17 protein-coding genes are annotated in these 16,361 nt (G+C 49.4%); 4 read left to right on the top strand and 13 right to left on the bottom strand.

Annotation, left to right across the window (positions count from 1 at the left end; translation table 11 throughout):
* The first annotated feature begins 67 nt into the window (after positions 1 to 67).
* Both H8S75_RS02015 and H8S75_RS02010 read left to right on the top strand, forming a co-directional pair.
* Positions 68 to 307 carry a CD3324 family protein gene (locus H8S75_RS02015; protein ID WP_187018958.1) on the top strand — a complete coding sequence of 80 codons (240 nt, stop codon included), beginning with the start codon at positions 68 to 70 and terminating at the stop codon, positions 305 to 307.
* Positions 308 to 333: 26 nt separating this feature from the next.
* Positions 334 to 603: a ParB N-terminal domain-containing protein gene (locus H8S75_RS02010; protein WP_187018956.1), complete on the top strand. Its 270-nt coding sequence runs from the start codon at positions 334 to 336 to the stop codon at positions 601 to 603.
* 127 nt (positions 604 to 730) lie between these two features.
* Here H8S75_RS02010 and H8S75_RS02005 read toward each other — a convergent pair whose 3' ends face one another.
* The 5 genes from H8S75_RS02005 to H8S75_RS01985 form a co-directional block, all read right to left on the bottom strand.
* On the bottom strand, positions 731 to 1,480 hold the full coding sequence (locus tag H8S75_RS02005) for a M15 family metallopeptidase (RefSeq protein ID WP_187018954.1): 750 nt from the start codon (positions 1,478 to 1,480) through the stop codon (positions 731 to 733).
* Positions 1,481 to 1,633: 153 nt separating this feature from the next.
* Positions 1,634 to 2,056 carry a putative ABC transporter permease gene (locus H8S75_RS02000; protein ID WP_025529931.1) on the bottom strand — a complete coding sequence of 141 codons (423 nt, stop codon included), beginning with the start codon at positions 2,054 to 2,056 and terminating at the stop codon, positions 1,634 to 1,636.
* 54 nt (positions 2,057 to 2,110) lie between these two features.
* Complete coding sequence (locus H8S75_RS01995) at positions 2,111 to 2,701, bottom strand: SOS response-associated peptidase (RefSeq protein WP_187018952.1); 591 nt, start codon at positions 2,699 to 2,701, stop codon at positions 2,111 to 2,113.
* 265 nt (positions 2,702 to 2,966) lie between these two features.
* On the bottom strand, positions 2,967 to 5,210 hold the full coding sequence (locus tag H8S75_RS01990; RefSeq protein WP_243270149.1) for a hypothetical protein: 2,244 nt from the start codon (positions 5,208 to 5,210) through the stop codon (positions 2,967 to 2,969).
* Positions 5,197 to 7,566: an efflux RND transporter permease subunit gene (locus H8S75_RS01985; protein WP_187018948.1), complete on the bottom strand. Its 2,370-nt coding sequence runs from the start codon at positions 7,564 to 7,566 to the stop codon at positions 5,197 to 5,199. Before H8S75_RS01985 ends, H8S75_RS01990 begins: the two co-directional genes overlap by 14 nt.
* A gap of 192 nt (positions 7,567 to 7,758) precedes the next feature.
* Between H8S75_RS01985 and H8S75_RS01980 the strand changes: the two genes are divergently transcribed.
* Positions 7,759 to 8,340, top strand: coding sequence for a TetR/AcrR family transcriptional regulator (locus H8S75_RS01980; protein WP_187018946.1), 582 nt, complete (start codon positions 7,759 to 7,761; stop codon positions 8,338 to 8,340).
* 78 nt (positions 8,341 to 8,418) lie between these two features.
* Positions 8,419 to 9,561, top strand: a complete 1,143-nt coding sequence (locus H8S75_RS33250) for a GNAT family N-acetyltransferase (protein ID WP_349768846.1) — start codon at positions 8,419 to 8,421, stop codon at positions 9,559 to 9,561.
* A gap of 171 nt (positions 9,562 to 9,732) precedes the next feature.
* Here H8S75_RS33250 and H8S75_RS01965 read toward each other — a convergent pair whose 3' ends face one another.
* The 8 genes from H8S75_RS01965 to H8S75_RS01930 form a co-directional block, all read right to left on the bottom strand.
* Positions 9,733 to 10,233 carry a nucleotidyltransferase domain-containing protein gene (locus H8S75_RS01965; RefSeq protein ID WP_187018945.1) on the bottom strand — a complete coding sequence of 167 codons (501 nt, stop codon included), beginning with the start codon at positions 10,231 to 10,233 and terminating at the stop codon, positions 9,733 to 9,735.
* A 71-nt stretch (positions 10,234 to 10,304) separates the two neighbouring features.
* A complete protein-coding gene (locus H8S75_RS01960) occupies positions 10,305 to 10,898 on the bottom strand; it encodes a DNA-3-methyladenine glycosylase I (protein WP_187018943.1) in 594 nt (197 codons plus the stop codon).
* 5 nt (positions 10,899 to 10,903) lie between these two features.
* The gene (gene prfH / locus H8S75_RS01955) at positions 10,904 to 11,509 is read right to left on the bottom strand and encodes a peptide chain release factor H (RefSeq protein ID WP_187018941.1); all 606 of its coding nucleotides are present in this window, start codon (positions 11,507 to 11,509) and stop codon (positions 10,904 to 10,906) included.
* A gap of 10 nt (positions 11,510 to 11,519) precedes the next feature.
* Positions 11,520 to 12,593: an RNA ligase RtcB family protein gene (locus H8S75_RS01950; RefSeq protein ID WP_187018940.1), complete on the bottom strand. Its 1,074-nt coding sequence runs from the start codon at positions 12,591 to 12,593 to the stop codon at positions 11,520 to 11,522.
* A 477-nt stretch (positions 12,594 to 13,070) separates the two neighbouring features.
* Positions 13,071 to 14,027 (bottom strand): transketolase family protein, encoded by a 957-nt coding sequence (locus H8S75_RS01945; RefSeq protein ID WP_187018938.1) that lies wholly within the window; start codon positions 14,025 to 14,027, stop codon positions 13,071 to 13,073.
* Positions 14,015 to 14,854, bottom strand: coding sequence for a transketolase (locus tag H8S75_RS01940; RefSeq protein ID WP_117623571.1), 840 nt, complete (start codon positions 14,852 to 14,854; stop codon positions 14,015 to 14,017). Before H8S75_RS01940 ends, H8S75_RS01945 begins: the two co-directional genes overlap by 13 nt.
* 15 nt (positions 14,855 to 14,869) lie before the next feature.
* Complete coding sequence (gene fsa / locus H8S75_RS01935) at positions 14,870 to 15,523, bottom strand: fructose-6-phosphate aldolase (RefSeq protein WP_055660720.1); 654 nt, start codon at positions 15,521 to 15,523, stop codon at positions 14,870 to 14,872.
* 181 nt (positions 15,524 to 15,704) lie between these two features.
* Complete coding sequence (locus H8S75_RS01930; RefSeq protein WP_187018936.1) at positions 15,705 to 16,328, bottom strand: helix-turn-helix domain-containing protein; 624 nt, start codon at positions 16,326 to 16,328, stop codon at positions 15,705 to 15,707.
* Positions 16,329 to 16,361: the final 33 nt, after the last annotated feature.

The following is a 16,361-nucleotide window of genomic DNA, read 5'->3' as shown; positions in this document are numbered from 1 at the left end:
TACAAATTCGTTCTATATCAAATACAGCAATACTCCGATAGAATACTCTTGAAAGGAGATGATAGAATTGAAATACGAAAACGGCAGAGATATCTTTCCCGAACGGCTATTAAAGCAAATACAGAAGTACGTATCCGGCAAGCTGGTCTATATCCCATCGAGTGACAAAAAACGTGCATGGGGCGAGACGTCGGGATATAAACAGTATCTCATAGAACGCAATCGTGACATCAAGTCAAAATTTAATGCGGGCGCCAGCGTTGAACAGTTAGCTGATGAATACTATAAATGCCCTTATCGCTCTTGACCCGCTGCTGCGGCCCTGAAGAAAACATGAAATGGCGGATTAATGAGGAATGGTTTGAGAAGCATGTAAACGAGCTATCGGAGGTTCTTAAGAAAGAAACGGATATGCCCCCATTAATCGTCCACTACCTGATCGAGGACGGCAAAACCGAGGGGGAATTCGAGTTAAATGACGGCAATCATCGACTGGAAGCCTATTCCCGCCTTGGAATCGAAGAATACTACGTAATTATCTGGATTACAGAGAAAAATGAGTATGATTTATTTCTGTCTGCATACTCCCAGTATTTTAAATGACACCGGGAGACACTTCATAAACGGAAAAGCCAGGGAACAGCTGAGTGCAATCCCTCTCCGGTCCCCTGATCTTTTACCATTTTAAGGCGGCAGTTTCAAAAACTCCTGCCGCCTTTCCGCCGGCTTCTCAGCCGCGCAGTGCTCCCTTTTCGTCTGTCTCCAGCGTAATCTTCCCGGTAGCCATTGCCCCGGTTTCATCAAAAAAGTATGCGCTGTTATCGACCACCTGAAGGCCTGTAACCATGGCATTGTCCTCGCCTAAATAATACCATTTCTCTTTACTCAGCACCCACTGGCTGCGGTAGGCGTATCCCGATTCATTGAACCAGTACCATTTACCGTCGATCTTTTCCCAGTCATTTTTCGTATAGCTTCCGTCGTCATGGCGGTACCAGCGGCCGTACACATCTTCAATCCAGCCTGTCTTTGCCTTTCCCGTAACCCAGGTTTTCATAAATTCAGCAGGGTCTTTGTACAGCCGTTTGATCCCCTCCGTGGAGCTGCCCCAATCGGCCAGCTGAAAATGCGGCTTGTCCACGATCGATTTCCAGTTTCCGCCCCATATGAGGCCCAACGACACACCTACCGCGCCGGCTTTTTCGAAAAAGCCGCCGGACTCGTTATAGGCTCCCTGCCCGTCATTTCGATAGATGTCAAAGGCGGTTCCCCACTGATGAAACGAACTGTAAGAGCTTCCCGGCGCATTGGTCACGATACTGCCTGGTTTTGTACGGCCCTGTGCGTAAAGCGCATCCTGCTCCGCTCTGGTGCGCAGCGTCTCGCCTATTTTAACTGCCAGTCCCTGTTTTCTGCACTCTTCCACCATATTGGCGGCCAATACCTGCAGACGGGGATGGCACAATGTGATATCTTTCATCTGATTATCTCCTTTCCTCATGTTTCCGGCCGAAGGGAGGCTGACGTCTTCCACTGTTGAAAGCCGCTCCTTTCATGCGCAAACATAAGCGTCTCTAAGATATCATATGACAGTTCGTGGACAGTCGTGTCCCGGCTCACGTTAGCGGTCGTCTCATACAAGTCTGTAACGGGGCCGCTCCTCTCCGAAAAGCCAGTATCTCAGCCAGTCATCCAGAACAATCCCGGCAAGGCTGATCCAGAGCCATAAGAAGGAAAACTGCGGGCAGATCTGCCCAAGGATGTTACCGGGCAGTCCGCTGTAATCCCAGATATTCCACCCCAGCCAGATGTTGACGATACACCCCGTAATCAATTCAAAATATGTAATGATCGCCGCCCCCAGAAGCATCTGCTTCCACAGGGGCAGCGTCCACGGAAGCAGTTCATTGATCAAACCAAGGCAGATAAAACAGACGCCGCCCAGAATGAACATGGTCCAGTGACTCCAGCCACGCAGTAAAATCTCTATGATATTATATAGAAGGCCCCCTGTTACAAACAGGAGCAGATATTTGCCCGTCTGTTTCACCAGCATCCCCCTCCGCCTCAGACTCTTTGTAAAGGATATGCTTCTTTCTGCCGTAAATTGCTATAGAAATTTCAGTTCCTGCTGATCGTATTCCTGTTTCGTTTCCAGCAGCACCGGGGTCTGTTTCAGCATTCCGCTGAACTTTGTGTCATCCAATACCCAGTCTTTCATCTGATCCGGCTCGACGATAAGCGGCATCCGGTCATGGGTGCTGACCATCGACTGGTTGGCTTCCGTCGTTAAAACCGTAAATCTCTTTTCGTCTCCAAACACATTGTAAAAACCGGCCAGGAAGATCACCGGAGCGTCCTCCCGGTAAAATGTCACTTTCTCTTTTTTCCGGTTCCACTCATAAAACCAGGTACAGGGAATGATGATTCTCCGATGCAGAATGCTCTCGCGAAACATATTCTTTTCCAGCACCGTTTCAGACCTGGCGTTAAAGATCACGCCCTTCCCCTGAAAATTAGGAAAGCCCCAGTGCTGCCATTCCAGCTTCATTTCCCGGTCTCCCGCCACCAGAACCGGCGCCTCATCTGTGGGATGAATATCCTTTCTCAGCCGCTCCAGACGAAACTTGTCATTGACTGTTTCCACTAATTTTTCAATCTCCCGCGCCGTCTCGTCATCCACATAATATCGTCCGCACATATGATTCTCCCGTCCTTTTGCCCTGTTTTTACTGGTAGTATTCCATGTTTTCCTTAAAAATACACTTCGAGGCCGCCGATCGGGCAGCCACACAGGATTGCCGCGATTCCTGTTAATATATGAATATGCTTTATATTCTATTAATTTTAATGCCTTCGTACTACTCTGTCAAATGCAATGTCATATCGCGCCCGATGTTTAGATATCCCATAAAGAAAAGGCCCCGGCCGCTTTTAACAGCTCCGGAACCTTTTCTCACAATTCTTTATTTATGAAACAGCGACGTAATCATATTCCAGATCCGCGTAAAGATACTGGCGATGCGGTGGAACACATTTCCCTCCGGGTGGTAGCTCTCATCCACCTCTGCAGCGGTGCTCTTATCCTTTTCCTTGATTTCACCGGTGCGCAGAATGATCTGCACGGTGCGCGGGGACGGGTTCTTCTCCGAAGTCAGGGATACCGGCTTTGCGTCCATATCGATATTCAAAATGGTGGTATCCTTTGTCGTATACTCATCCCATTTATCGTCGATCAGCGTTTTGATTGTATCCTTTGCATTTTTAAGCACATCCGTCTGATCCAGCCCGTTTCCCATTCCATCCAGGGTTCCTGCCAGACCGTTTAGTGTCTTTTGGGTGCTGGCGTTTAAGGAATCGCCCACCGTTTTCATCTGGTTTTCAAAGGAGGTGCAGAACACGGTCAGGGATTTTAAACTCCTGGCGGCGGTGTCTGTCATTTTCCCCAGATCCCTCAGAGTATCCAGCGTATCCTCGTGATAGTAGTTGACCGTCTTGGTCAGGCTGTCTGCATCGGAAATGATATCGTCCAGCGTGTTGCACATACTGGCTGCCAGATGGGACATATCCGCCGTATTCTGCAGCAATCCCACCGCATTTCCTTTCTGGGAAGCGGCTGCCTGCAAAAGGACCTCTGTCTGTCCGATCATGGTCTGTATATCCGTAATCAGTCCGGTGTTTCCCGCAGTGCCATGGAAGCCTTCGACGATTGCGCGAACCGCAGCGGCGATATTACCCGTGTTTGGCTGGGATGCAGTAGCGGTCTCATATAGTGCCTGAGACGCATATCTCATGAGCGCATCGATCTCATCGGTGGCCATGCCAACCTCATTTCTTAAATAGGAAGCGACCTCATCCTCATCTCCCAGATTCACGCCTGCGCTCTCCATCTCGCCGATTAAATCTTCCAGGCTGTCCTCACTGAAATATTCCGCTTTTTTACCGCTCAGCCCGCCGGTCGATGCGACCAGTCCGGCAAGTGCAGGCGCCAGCGCACTCACGCCGCCATCCAGCTTTGCCTGCGACTGTTTGAAGGTCTCTAAATCTGCTTTTGTCTTTTCCATCAGCTGCAGAAATGCCTGTGCTCCCAGATCCACCTGGGGACTGTTTAACATGGAACTGATTCCCCGTAAATCATCTCTTAAATCCCGCATGGTGGCCTTCATGTCCTCCAGATCCGGCGACAGGTCGTCGAGATGGCCGGTCAGCTCATTTACATGGGAATTCATGGTATCGAGGAATTTTTCTGCCTCCTTCATATGCCCGGAAAATGGTTCAAACTGCTGGGACAATTCATTTAGGCCAGCCAGAGCCTCGTCAGCGTCGGCGTATACCTTACCTTTGGAGTCTGCGAAAAGCTGGCGGCTGTGATCGAGTCCGCGCAGGCCGTCGGCCGTATCTTCCACACTCTTCTGCATACTGTTAAACGCATCAAACACTGTGTCCAGGCTGCCGCTGATGGCATCCGCCGAGTCCTCAAGGGTCGTCTTCGCCTCGCGCAAATCCCCCACCTTATCGAGCTGGGCCGCGGTCAGCGGAACAATGGTAAACACGACACCGCTGAAAGAGAAATCATTCGTTCCGATTCGGATAGAGTAGTGCTGCTCTTCTCCCGGAAGCGCGAAAAATATAACCGCGTTTAAATTGCCCATCGATTGGACCTGAGCGCCTTCTGCCTCCAGACTCAGGTTTTTATCCATATCCACAACGGTTCCAGCCATGAGAACCATGTTATTGCGGTAATAATCCGATACCTGCTTATTCGGTGTCAGATCCACATTCACTTCCACCAGACCGGCCGCGCCGTAAAGCTCTTCCGCCTTCTTCTCCAGTCCGTTTAAACGGTAGCTCACCTGGATATTCCAGGGGAGTTCTTCCCTGGTGGTATCCGTGCCGCCTTCAAAATAGAAGCGATCCTCCGAATTTTCCAGGTTGAAAGTAAGCTTACCCTCCGAGTCCGTCACCGGTTCGGCGTGATCTGTCATATTGGTAATTCTGTTGTACGTGCCGTAATCGACAATCTGGCTGCTTCCATTCGTGGTGTAGCTTTTTACGACACTGCTCTCTTTTATCTCCCCATAGGGGTCCATGGTGATATAAAGCGTCTCATCGCAGACCGGGGTGTCTGCCGCCGCTCCCGCCTCCATGGTCGGGCCGCATGCAAGCACTGCTGCTAAAACAAACGCTGAAATCCGTTTACTCTTCCTCATGGCTGTCATCTCCCTTTTCCTTCTGATCTGACTCTCCGGTCTGCGCTGGAGTTATGTTTTCCTCTGAACTGCCTTTTCCTGCCGCGGGAGCCGGACGCTCTGCTGGTGTCAGACTATTCTCGGATGTCACACCTTCCGCCAGCGCCAGGTTCTTCTCCGACACCGCACTCTTGTTCGACGTCACATTCCTCGCCCCCGTCAGATTTTTAGCCGCCGCCAGACGTTTCCGTCTTCTCTCTTTCCGCGCATCCGCTTTCTCCTGCTGCCGCTTAATCTGCTTATCAAATGCGGACAGGAGGGCCGGAAGCAGGGACAGAACCAGTGTCACGCTCAAAAATGCCCCGCGCCCTACCAGACGCCCTACCTGGGAGATCGCCTGTATGGACGAAGTAAAGTACAAAAGATAGCCAACCACCATCAAAATACCGCCCGATGTCATGATAGACAGCGTGCTCTTGTTGACAGCGGCGACCGCAGCCTCCCGGCGGCCTTTTTCCTTACGAAATGCCAGATAGTTGTTTGTCATCAAAATCGAGTAATCGATGGTGGCCCCCAGCTGCAGGCAGCTGACGATAATGTAGCCGATATAGATCATGCTGTCCCCCATCACGTAGGGCAGCGTCATATTTAAATAGATGGCAACTTCGATGGGTACGATCACGAGGATCGGAACCAGGATCGACCGGAAGGTAATGAATACTACCAGCGCCACACCGGCCAGAGACAGCAGCGATACATTATTATAATCTTCCGTCAGAATATCCCTGATATCAATGGTTGTAGGCGTCATTCCAATTACGTAGGAATGCTCGGGATAATGCTTATGTACGACCTCCTCCAGTCTGGCACTGCACTCGAAGGCATAGTCACTCTCCTGCAGCGTATCCATGGAGATCAGCATTCTGGCGTAATCCTCATTGCGAAGCTGGCTGGTTAAATCCTCGGGAAGAAAGCTTTCCGGAATCCCGTTCGGCATGGTGCCCGACATGGAAATCACATAGTTGACGAAATCCAGATTCTCCAGTTCCTCCGCCAGTTCTTTTTCCGTCACACTGGAACCGTTCGGCACGATACAGATTGTCATATTGGACTTTTTAAACAGGCTGTTAATCTCCTGCGTGTCCTCATAGACCCGCGTTCCCGGCCCCGCGCCGATGGCGTCGTCGCCGTACAGGAACTTATTCATACTCTGGCCGAAATAACAGGGAACCGCTAACAGGGCCGCTAACAGGAACACCGGAACCCGGATCTTGTACATGGCCCGTGCAAATCCATCAAATGAGGCAATAAGCGGCTTATGCGCCGTCTTCACGATCTTGTCGTCAAACCGGAGAATAAGCGTCGGCATCAGCAGAAGTACGGTAAGAAGGCTGCATATGATACCCTTTGCCAGGACGAATCCGACGTCCTTACCAATGGTAAAACGCATAAATGCAATGACGATGAATCCCACGATCGTCGTCGCTCCGCTGGCGAGAATGGAACTGCAGGATTCCCTGATCGCCTCCACCATGGCCTCATGGATCTCCATGCCCCTGTTTTTCTGGGCCGTAAAGGTATGCAGCAGGAAAATGGAGTAGTCCATCGACACCGCCAGCTGCAGAATAGCCGCCGTGGAGAAGGTAAAGAAGGATATCGTTCCGAAGACGATGTTCGATCCCATATTCAAAACGATCGCCACGATCATTACGAAGATAAAGAGGAACGGCTCCATCCACGACGTGGTCGTCAGTGTCAGGATCAGCCATATGATAACGATTGACATGGCAATCGCCATGGTGATCTCCCTGGTAATCGAGGCCTCACGCTCCTTGCTGGACACTGCGCTTCCTGCAAAACAGCCCCGGTCCTTTCCGACGATCCGGTAGATCTCCTCGATGGCCGTATTGGTGCGCGGTTCTCCGTCTTTATCTTCAAAGACGATGTCCATCAGGGCATTCCCATCTTTATAGTAATCATCGATTGCCAGCAGATCGACGCCGATGAACTCCGTCATGCTTTCATTAAGGAACGGCGCTCCCATATAGACGTCGGTCGAGACGTCGGAACCCAGTACCAGATCCACCCCATCGACCGCGGATATCTCTTCCCGGATGCGTTTCGCCTCCTGTAAAGATACGTCCTTAACCATGATCCGCGCCATACCGGGATAACCAAACTCCGCTTCCATCACATCCAGCGCCTGTTTGGTCGGTGCAAAATCCGGCAGATATTTGCTCAGATCATAATTCACCCCTACAAACGGAAAACAAATGGCACAGAGAATCGTGGTTACCAGGAAAACCTTCTCAATGATCTTCCCGTGATACACAATAAACCGAATCACCTGATTGAAAATATCGCTGTTTCTTTTCATTATTGCCCACCTTTTGATTATTGTACAATCATTGACTTTTGAACACATGTGTATTATAATTCACTTGTTGGTATATTTCAATAAGCAACGATTCGCTGCTTTGTACGTTAAGCATCACTTATTTGCATTTGTGTTTAATATCAATCGAAACTGATAAATTTTGTTTTTAAACAGGATTGTGAGGAGAAGAATATGGAATCACAGAAAGAGGACCGGAGAATCCGCAGGACCCAGAAAATGTTAAAAGACAGCCTGATTGAGCTGATGACCGAGAGAGATTTTAAAAATATTTCCGTCAAGGACATCACGGAACGGGCTGATCTAAACAGGGGAACCTTCTACAATCATTACACCGATACTTACGATCTGCTGCAGAAGATGGAATCCGACGTACTGGCTGATTTCCAGGATATGATAGATAATTTCCTGTGCAGTTCAAAGAACGGATCGCTGATGCCCATCCTGCTGCCTGTTATACAATATATTGAAGAAAACGTAAAAATTGCCAGAATTCTGTTTGAAAACAGTGCGTCCAGTGATTTCGTCAACCGCTTCCACCAGCTCATTTCTGACAACGGAACCGCCGTTTTCAAGAAACAGTATCCCGAAATCGACGATGTGACACTCACCTATTTCATCGAGTTCATCACCTTCGGCCTGACCGGAGTCCTGCGCTGCTGGATCAACAACGGCATGAAAGAGTCAAAAGAAAAGATCGCGGAAATCGCAGATAAATCTGCCGTGCAGGTGGCGCAGAATCTCTGGGGGCATTAAGCATTAGGGCATTAAAACGGGGTAAAGAAAAATTGACCCTTACACGAATACAAAAAACAACAGAAAAAGGAGACACACATGGATAATACTCCTGTCATTGAAACCGAACGCCTGCGGCTGCGCCGATTTACAGATCGTGACGCCGATGCGCTGTTCGCCATACTCAGCGATCCCGAAGTCAATCATTTTCTGCCCATGTTCCCGCTGACATCGCTGGAGGAGGCCGGGCAGTATCTCAAAGAACACTATTTAAGTACTTACGAGCAGCCCAGCGGTTACCACTACGCGGTCTGTCTCAAAACAGATGATATCCCCATCGGATATATCAACGTCAGCGATGACGACAGCCACGACCTGGGATACGGTCTGAAAAAAGAGTTCTGGAAGATGGGAATCATGACCGAAGCCGGCCGGGCGCTGATCCGGAAACTAAAAACCACAGATTTACCCTACATTACCGCCACTCATGACCGTGAGAATCCGGGAAGCGGCCGGGTCATGGAGAAGATCGGCATGATCTATCAGTACTCTTATGAGGAACAGTGGCAGCCCAAAGATATTCTGGTGATATTTCGGATGTACCAGCTTAATTTTGACGGAGACCAGAACCGCGTCTACAAAAAATACTGGAACAAGTATCCGGTCCACTTCATCGAGAAGCTGGAAGACGGTGGCATGCCTGAGACATTGACAGTCAATCAGAAGGAATACCGGGTTATCCGCCTCCTTGGAAAGGGAAAAGGCGGCTACTCCTATCTCGTCACAGACGGCGCCCGTTCCTTCGTATTAAAGCAGATTCATCACGAGCCCTGCGACTATTACCAGTTCGGCGACAAGCTGGAATCGGAGCTGCGAGATTGCAAAAGGCTTCTCGATATCGGAATCCTGATTCCGGAACTGTACGATGTCGATCGGGAAAATGAACGGATTTTGAAGGAGTACATAGAAGGAAATACCATCTACGATCTGGTTCTTTGCGATCAGGTGAAGCCGGATTATTTCCGCCAGATCGAGGATATGTGCGGCAGGCTCTACCCGGCAAACACGAATATCGATTATTTTCCTGCCAATTTTGTGGTACAGAACGACGCACTGTATTATATTGATTATGAGTGCAACGATTATATGGAAGAATGGAATTTTGAAAACTGGGGCATCCGTTACTGGAGCCGGACTAAGGAATTTCTGGAAAACGAAGAGAGGGGACTGGTTTCCCGGTAAAAACCGGGATCCTGACGGTAATTTGATTATCTTCAGGTGTTTTCCTGAGGTGTAGTGCATTTTGTACGTTGTGCCGTACATCTGCATCATAACGAAGCAGCAGGCGAGCGACGATCGATATTGTCGCTCCCTGCTGTTTTTTATCTTTTAAATTCCTGCATCAAGCCCGCTTTACGAAACGCCGCCCATCAGTTCTTCAATGTTTTTCATATCATGTTTATCCACTTCCCGCGGCTCATAGCCGGTATGAAAAATCTTTTGCCCCTTCACTGAGATGCACGGTATCTCTCTTCCGTCCAAAACGGCACTGCCAAAATAATCGGCCTCAAATTCATACCATCCTCCTTCTAAGTCAGCCTGTTTTGCTGTTCCGTCTTCATTTACGACGAATGGGTGAATGTCGATATAGCTCAATTGGGGATGGTACAGCTCTATACGGACAGGAGTCCAGTCTGTTACTACTTTATACCCTTTTTCTTCCAGCTTCTGCCGTAATTTCTCGGTGCATGCGGCATCGAAATCGATGTCCACATCCCTGTGTTCTCTCGTCTGCCTGCCAACAAGCGCGTCCACGCCCCAGCCGCCATCCAGCCAGTAACGGATTCCCAGCTGTTCTATCATATCAAGTACTTCAAATAAGTCTCCCTGTGTTACAGTTTCCTTTTTTGCCATTCCAGCACCTCGCTTTTCATTTTTTATTCCTTCTATCGGTCTGCATCTCAAAAGCCCTTCTGCCGTCTCTCTTACCGATACTCCCATTCCGTCTCTTTCAGAAGCGCTTCATACCTAAAACAATCCGGATGGTGGTCATTGATGATGCCGCAGGCCTGCAGATGAGAAAATACCGTGATGGATCCCATATACTTAAAGCCCCGCTTTTTCAAATCCGCGCTCACCTGATCCGATAATTCGTTCCTCGCTTCCGCCTCGCCCTCCTGGTGCCTGCGGTAAACGTACGTCTTATAATCCGTAAAGCCCCAAAGATACCGGTCGAAGCTGCCAAACTCCTCCTCCACCTTCATAAATTGTCTGGCATTGTCTATGACTGCCATGATTTTTCTTCTGGAACGGATCATGCCGGGGACGAGAAGGATTTCAGCGATCTCCTCCTCGCCAAACTCTGCAATCCGCTTAAAATCATAGCCATAGAAGCATTTCCTGAATATTTCCCTCTTCTGTATCATCATGTTCCAGTTAAGCCCGCACTGCATGACCTCCATAAGCATAAACTCAAAATGCTTTCCGTCGTCATGAGACGGTACGCCCCATTCGCTGTCATGATACTGGATCATCGGTTCATTAATCAGGCACCAGCCGCATCTTGTCTCCTGTTCCATCTGTCTTATCCCCCATTTTTCTCAGTCTTAAGCCGGAACGATCTTCCCTCATATACCCGAACCGGATTTCCACGCTCCAGTCTGGCATGTTCCATCCAGGCCAGGTTCCTTTCCCTTCGTCCGCTCTCCATGTTCATTTCCGCCAGAATTTCGCACAGGCGGTTCAATGAAATCTGTTTATTCATATGCTGGCTCCGGGCCTCCGTGGATACCACTGCGGTTCCTGTAGGAATGTGGATGGCACGGACACCAGTCTCCACCTTATTCACATTCTGGCCGCCTTTTCCGCCGCTTCGAAAGGTCTCAAAACGGACCAGTTTCTCCTCTGTCACCCGCGGCACCGCCTCTAAAATACTCACATCCACATACCAGTTCTTCCGTTTATGCTCCGGACGGTACGGACTCCTGCAAATCCACAGTACACTGCCCTCCAGGCCGGTAAAATCGTGTTCTGTCTCAAACACAATCGAGGAAAATCCCTCCCGTTTCTTTCCCTGCGTGAAGGAAATCAGCCGGATATCGGAAGCCTCCTTCTTTAATTCCTCATAGAGCAGGCCTGCCGCCAGTTCACATTCTGCCGGCCCCTGGCCGGAACTTATCTGTATTCTCATGCGCAGCCCCCTAACCCTTAAATGTAATAAGCGGCCGCAGCGTCGCAACAACAGTAATCAGTCCGTAATCCTCAAGGGAAGCAATCACCTGCTCCACATTTTTATAGGCCTCCGGCGCCTCGGCAAACAGTAAATTGGTATCATGGCAGACTACGCGGCTCTTGAGCTTTGTGCTCCTGATGGAATCCCTGTCGTATTTCTGGTCAATTCTGCTCCTGCAGATACTTCTGGCCCATTTTCTGCCCGCGCCATGGGACACAGAGTCCAGGGAAACGGACGTGTCCGCCGCCGGTACACATACATAGGTCAGACTTCCCCTGGATCCCGGAATAACCACGGCTCCCTGCTTCGTCGATACACTTCCCTTCCGGTGAAGCCAGCCATCCTCCGTCCGTTCCAGATAGTTATGACAGCTCTCCAAAAGCGGAGTTACCTCCCTCTCCACACCCAGCCATGCCAGCAGCTTTTCCGCAGTCACTATGCGATTCCTTCCGGCCCACAGAATCGCCGAGTCGTGTTCCTTCAAATAGTCCTCCGCCTCCTTCGAGCCTTCCGCCAGTCCTTCCGGCGAATAATACCGGTTTAAAATCTCCTGCCCATATCCCCGGGAACCGCTGTGGATCAGTAACATAAGGCGCCCATGAAGCAGTCCCAGGCGATTGGCCTCCTCTTCTCTGTAAACGTGTTCCAGACACTGAAACTCTGCAAAATGGTTTCCTGTGCCGATGGTTCCCAAATCCCTGATGGGGCAAACTTCTTCATAAGGGTTATCGCACGGAATATCGCTCAGCTCCCGAACCTGATTAAGCCTCGATTCCCATTTATCCATACGGAATTTCTTCTGCTTCACACCTGTGGAAAACAGACTCATCCCGCATCCGATATCGTTGCCGATTAAATGGGGATAGAACCGCTCCCTGCTTAACACCGCCATTCCTACTGGAGTCTTTCCCGGATGCAGATCCGGCAGCCCTACCGTCCTCACCACTCCCGGCAGATTCGCGACTCCATGAAGCTGGTCGACCGCCGCCTGTTCAATCCAGTTTTTACCGTTGCTGATCAATATGCAATTTTCTCTTTCCAAATCATAATCTCCTTTATGAGCCGACAGGGCCATACGTCCCATTTCCCCGGAATCCCGAAAAATGGTACAAAAAAAACACGACAACAAGCCGTGCGCAGCAAAATAAAGCTATTATACGCCAGTCCCTGTCTATTCTATCATTATCTTGTTTTCACCCTTTTCATTCCGTTTGCCAACATAACAACCACTCCTTTGCTCATAAAGGACTGTACGCCCTCTTTATTCTATGGATACTATAAAACGGATTTCTAAAAATGTCAATGACTATTTCCTTAACTTTCTGACTTGCATACCGTTTTATAATTTCTTACAAATCTATGAACTTGATCTACGATACAGAAAAAGCCGTCTTGCTTAATCGTTTTTGCGTAAAATCTTCACTCTCCTTTCACGCAAAAAAGCCGTGATACGGGAACCAACTCTTCCATATCACGGCCTGCTGCTCATTTCCTATTACTGCTCCTGCTTCTGTTTCTATTAATACCACTTACTTTTAATCTGCTTATATATTCCCTCTGCATCCAATTCATACTTATGAATCAGCTCCGCAGCCGGGCCAGACTCACCGAATACGTCACGGACGCCAATCTTAAAGACCGGTACCGGAGCATTCTCCGACAGGGCGTCGCAAACAGCGCTTCCAAGTCCGCCTATGACGGAATGCTCTTCCACAGTCACCACGCGTCCAGTTTTCTTCGCGGATTTAATGATAAGCTCTTCGTCCAAAGGCTTAATGGTATGAATGTTGATCACTTCGGCGTCAATTCCGTCTGCGGCCAGAAGCTTTGCAGCTTCCAGTGCGTGGCCAACTTCCAGACCGGTAGCCACGATGGTCAAGTCGCTGCCTTCTTTTAAGACTACGCCCTTTCCGATCTTAAATTCATACTCCGGATTATCATTGATCACCGGCACAGCCAGACGGCCGAACCTCATATAAACCGGGCCCTCATACTCGGCCGCGGCCTTAACGGCGGCTCTCGCTTCCACGTCATCGGCCGGGCAGATCACTACCATGCCGGGGATCGTTCTCATCAGAGCGATGTCCTCGTTGCACTGATGTGTCGCGCCGTCCTCACCGACGGAGATTCCTGCATGAGTCGCACCAATCTTTACATTTAAATGCGGGTATCCGATGGAGTTTCTAACCTGTTCGAACGCTCTGCCGGCTGCGAACATGGCGAAGGTGCTTGCAAATGGAACCATGCCTGTTGCAGCAAGGCCGGCGGCAATGCCCATCATGTTGCATTCTGCAATACCACAGTCGATATGGCGTTCCGGAAATACCTTCTTGAAAACTCCCGTCTTTGTCGCGGCTGCCAGATCGGCATCCAGGACCACGATTTTGTCGTTAAGCTTTCCCAGCTCCGCAAGAGCGCTGCCATAGCTTTCTCTCGTAGCGATCTTCTTTACAGATTGTTCTTTCATCTCTGGCATAACGCTTCACCTGCTTTCTCCAAATCTGCCATTGCCACCTGATACTGCTCGTCGTTTGGAGCCGCACCATGCCAGGCTACAGCTCCTTCCATGAAGGAAACTCCCTTGCCCTTTAAGGTTTTTGCGATAATGGCGGTCGGCATTCCCTTTGTATTTCTTGCCTCTGCAAATGCCTGCTCGATCTGGGCAAAGTCATGGCCGTCAATGCAGATTACGTGGAAATTAAATGCCTCAAATTTCTTGTCAATCGGATAGGGGGAGCAAACCTCATCCACCGGGCCGTCGATCTGGAGTCCGTTGTTATCCACAATCACAACCAGATTATCCAGCTTTCTGTGACCTGCGAACATAGCAGCTTCCCAAACCTGTCCTTCCTCGATCTCCCCGTCGCCAAGAAGTGTATAAACACGGTAATCTTTCTTCTGCAGTTTCGCAGAGAGTGCCATACCGACCGCGGCGGAGATTCCCTGTCCCAGAGAACCACTGGACATATCCACGCCTGGAATATGCTTTCTGTCCGGATGTCCCTGTAAATAGGAACCGGTATGACGCAGTGTCTTCAAATCCTCTACCGGAAAGAATCCACGGTGTGCCAGTGTGGAGTAGTATCCGGGCGCCACATGGCCCTTCGATAATACAAAACGGTCACGGTCGTCCTTTAAAGGCTGTTCCGGATCGATGTTCATTTCTTTATAATAGAGCCAGGTAAATAAGTCCGCTGCCGACAGTGATCCGCCCGGATGGCCGGACTTTGCGCTGTGAACCGCCGTCACGATGCCTTTTCGTATCTCATTGGCTGTTTTTTCTAGTTCCAGATAGTCGCTCAATCCCGTGTCCTCCTCTTACTCTCCGAATACTGCCTTATAATCAGCCTGGAATTTTGCGATTCCCTGATCTGTCAGCGGATGCTTTGTCATCTGCTCAATTACGCTGTAAGGAACGGTGGCGATATCGGCTCCGGCAAGGGCACAGTCAATGACATGGATCGGATTGCGGACACTTGCTGCGATGATCTCAGTTGTGATTCCCGCCACATTGAACATTTCTGCAATGGTTTCGATTAAATCGATGCCTGGCATGGAAATATCATCGAGACGTCCTAAGAATGGAGATACATAGGTCGCACCGGCTCTGGCTGCCAGCAGTGCCTGGTTCGCGCTGAATACGAGCGTTACGTTTGTCTTAATGCCTTCCGCGGTCAGCACCTTAACGGCCTTTAAGCCTTCTACTGTCATCGGGATTTTAACTACCATGTTCGGATGGATCGCAGCAATCTCACGTCCCTCTTTAATCATGCCTTCTGCGTCTGTCGTGGTAGCCTTCACTTCGCCGCTGATCGGTCCGTCTACGATGGAAGCGATCTCTCTGATAACCTCGTTAAAGTCTCTTCCTTCTTTTGCAATCAGAGATGGGTTTGTGGTTACTCCACAGATAACTCCCATATCATTTGCCTTTCTGATATCCTCCACTTTCGCTGTGTCAACAAAAAATTTCATCGCTGTTCTCCTCTTCTTTTTTATTTTTGAATTAATTTCTTCCTTCGGTTTATGTATTAATTCAATTAATTAATATTTCTAGTTAAACAATACCACATTTTAGGAAAATGTCAACAGAAAAATAGAAAAAAAACGGCGATTTTGATTTTACTCAAAACCGCCGTCTCTGATAACAGCTCTTTCAGTCCGTGATCCTTTCATGTTCCCTGGTGATCTGCGCGATCGGGCACTTCTGCAGCCCATGCTGTGTACAGTAAAGATATAAATACCCGCCCTTCCTTACCATCGGCAGTCGGAATTCCGGGTTCTGCTCCGGATACAGCCGGTTTAAATAGATACGGTCATGGTAGACAAGGGCAGCAAAAGAAATATAATGATCCTTGCGCATATCATGATTCACGGTCACATAATACTCCAAGTCAATTTCCCTCAGGACAGCCTTATGTTCCTCCGAGCACGTAACCGGAATTAACGGTTTTAACTTTCTCCCGCAGCAGGAAATCGACGCGGTTCCCGTGCTTACAAGAATATTGCCGCAGGTGGGACATACATAGAAGAGTGTTTTTTCCAGCTTGCCCACATCCGGACGGTTGGGACTCAATTCTCCCTGAAGCAGTTTTAATATGTCGGCGCCCAGCACCGTGGACAGATCATCCCACAGCGATACATCCGGACAGCCCAGACCACGCTCCCACTTGGAGACAGTCTTGTTGCTGATTCCTAAAAGGTCTGCGACCTGCTGCTGCGTCATTCCTTTTTCTTTTCGGAACTGCATAATCAAGCGGCCCACTTTTGCACAATCCATTGTATTTCCTCCATGCCATAAATACTGCATATA

It is taken from the genome of Hungatella hominis, from assembly GCF_014288005.1.
Taxonomy (GTDB): Bacteria; Bacillota; Clostridia; order Lachnospirales; family Lachnospiraceae; genus Hungatella; species Hungatella effluvii.
This window is presented reverse-complemented; position numbering and strand designations above follow the sequence as displayed.

Coding starts and splice junctions, on each gene's coding strand:
- H8S75_RS02010 (WP_187018956.1), top strand. CDS start 334: ATGAAATGGCGGATTAATGAGGAATGGTTTGAGAAGCATGTAAACGAG.
- H8S75_RS01995 (WP_187018952.1), bottom strand. CDS start 2,701: ATGTGCGGACGATATTATGTGGATGACGAGACGGCGCGGGAGATTGAA.
- H8S75_RS01990 (WP_243270149.1), bottom strand. CDS start 5,210: ATGAGGAAGAGTAAACGGATTTCAGCGTTTGTTTTAGCAGCAGTGCTT.
- H8S75_RS01980 (WP_187018946.1), top strand. CDS start 7,759: ATGGAATCACAGAAAGAGGACCGGAGAATCCGCAGGACCCAGAAAATG.
- H8S75_RS01965 (WP_187018945.1), bottom strand. CDS start 10,233: ATGGCAAAAAAGGAAACTGTAACACAGGGAGACTTATTTGAAGTACTT.
- H8S75_RS01930 (WP_187018936.1), bottom strand. CDS start 16,328: ATGGATTGTGCAAAAGTGGGCCGCTTGATTATGCAGTTCCGAAAAGAA.
- H8S75_RS01960 (WP_187018943.1), bottom strand. CDS start 10,898: ATGGAACAGGAGACAAGATGCGGCTGGTGCCTGATTAATGAACCGATG.
- H8S75_RS01985 (WP_187018948.1), bottom strand. CDS start 7,566: ATGAAAAGAAACAGCGATATTTTCAATCAGGTGATTCGGTTTATTGTG.
- H8S75_RS02000 (WP_025529931.1), bottom strand. CDS start 2,056: ATGCTGGTGAAACAGACGGGCAAATATCTGCTCCTGTTTGTAACAGGG.
- fsa (WP_055660720.1), bottom strand. CDS start 15,523: ATGAAATTTTTTGTTGACACAGCGAAAGTGGAGGATATCAGAAAGGCA.
- H8S75_RS33250 (WP_349768846.1), top strand. CDS start 8,419: ATGGATAATACTCCTGTCATTGAAACCGAACGCCTGCGGCTGCGCCGA.
- H8S75_RS02005 (WP_187018954.1), bottom strand. CDS start 1,480: ATGAAAGATATCACATTGTGCCATCCCCGTCTGCAGGTATTGGCCGCC.
- prfH (WP_187018941.1), bottom strand. CDS start 11,509: ATGAGAATACAGATAAGTTCCGGCCAGGGGCCGGCAGAATGTGAACTG.
- H8S75_RS01945 (WP_187018938.1), bottom strand. CDS start 14,027: ATGCCAGAGATGAAAGAACAATCTGTAAAGAAGATCGCTACGAGAGAA.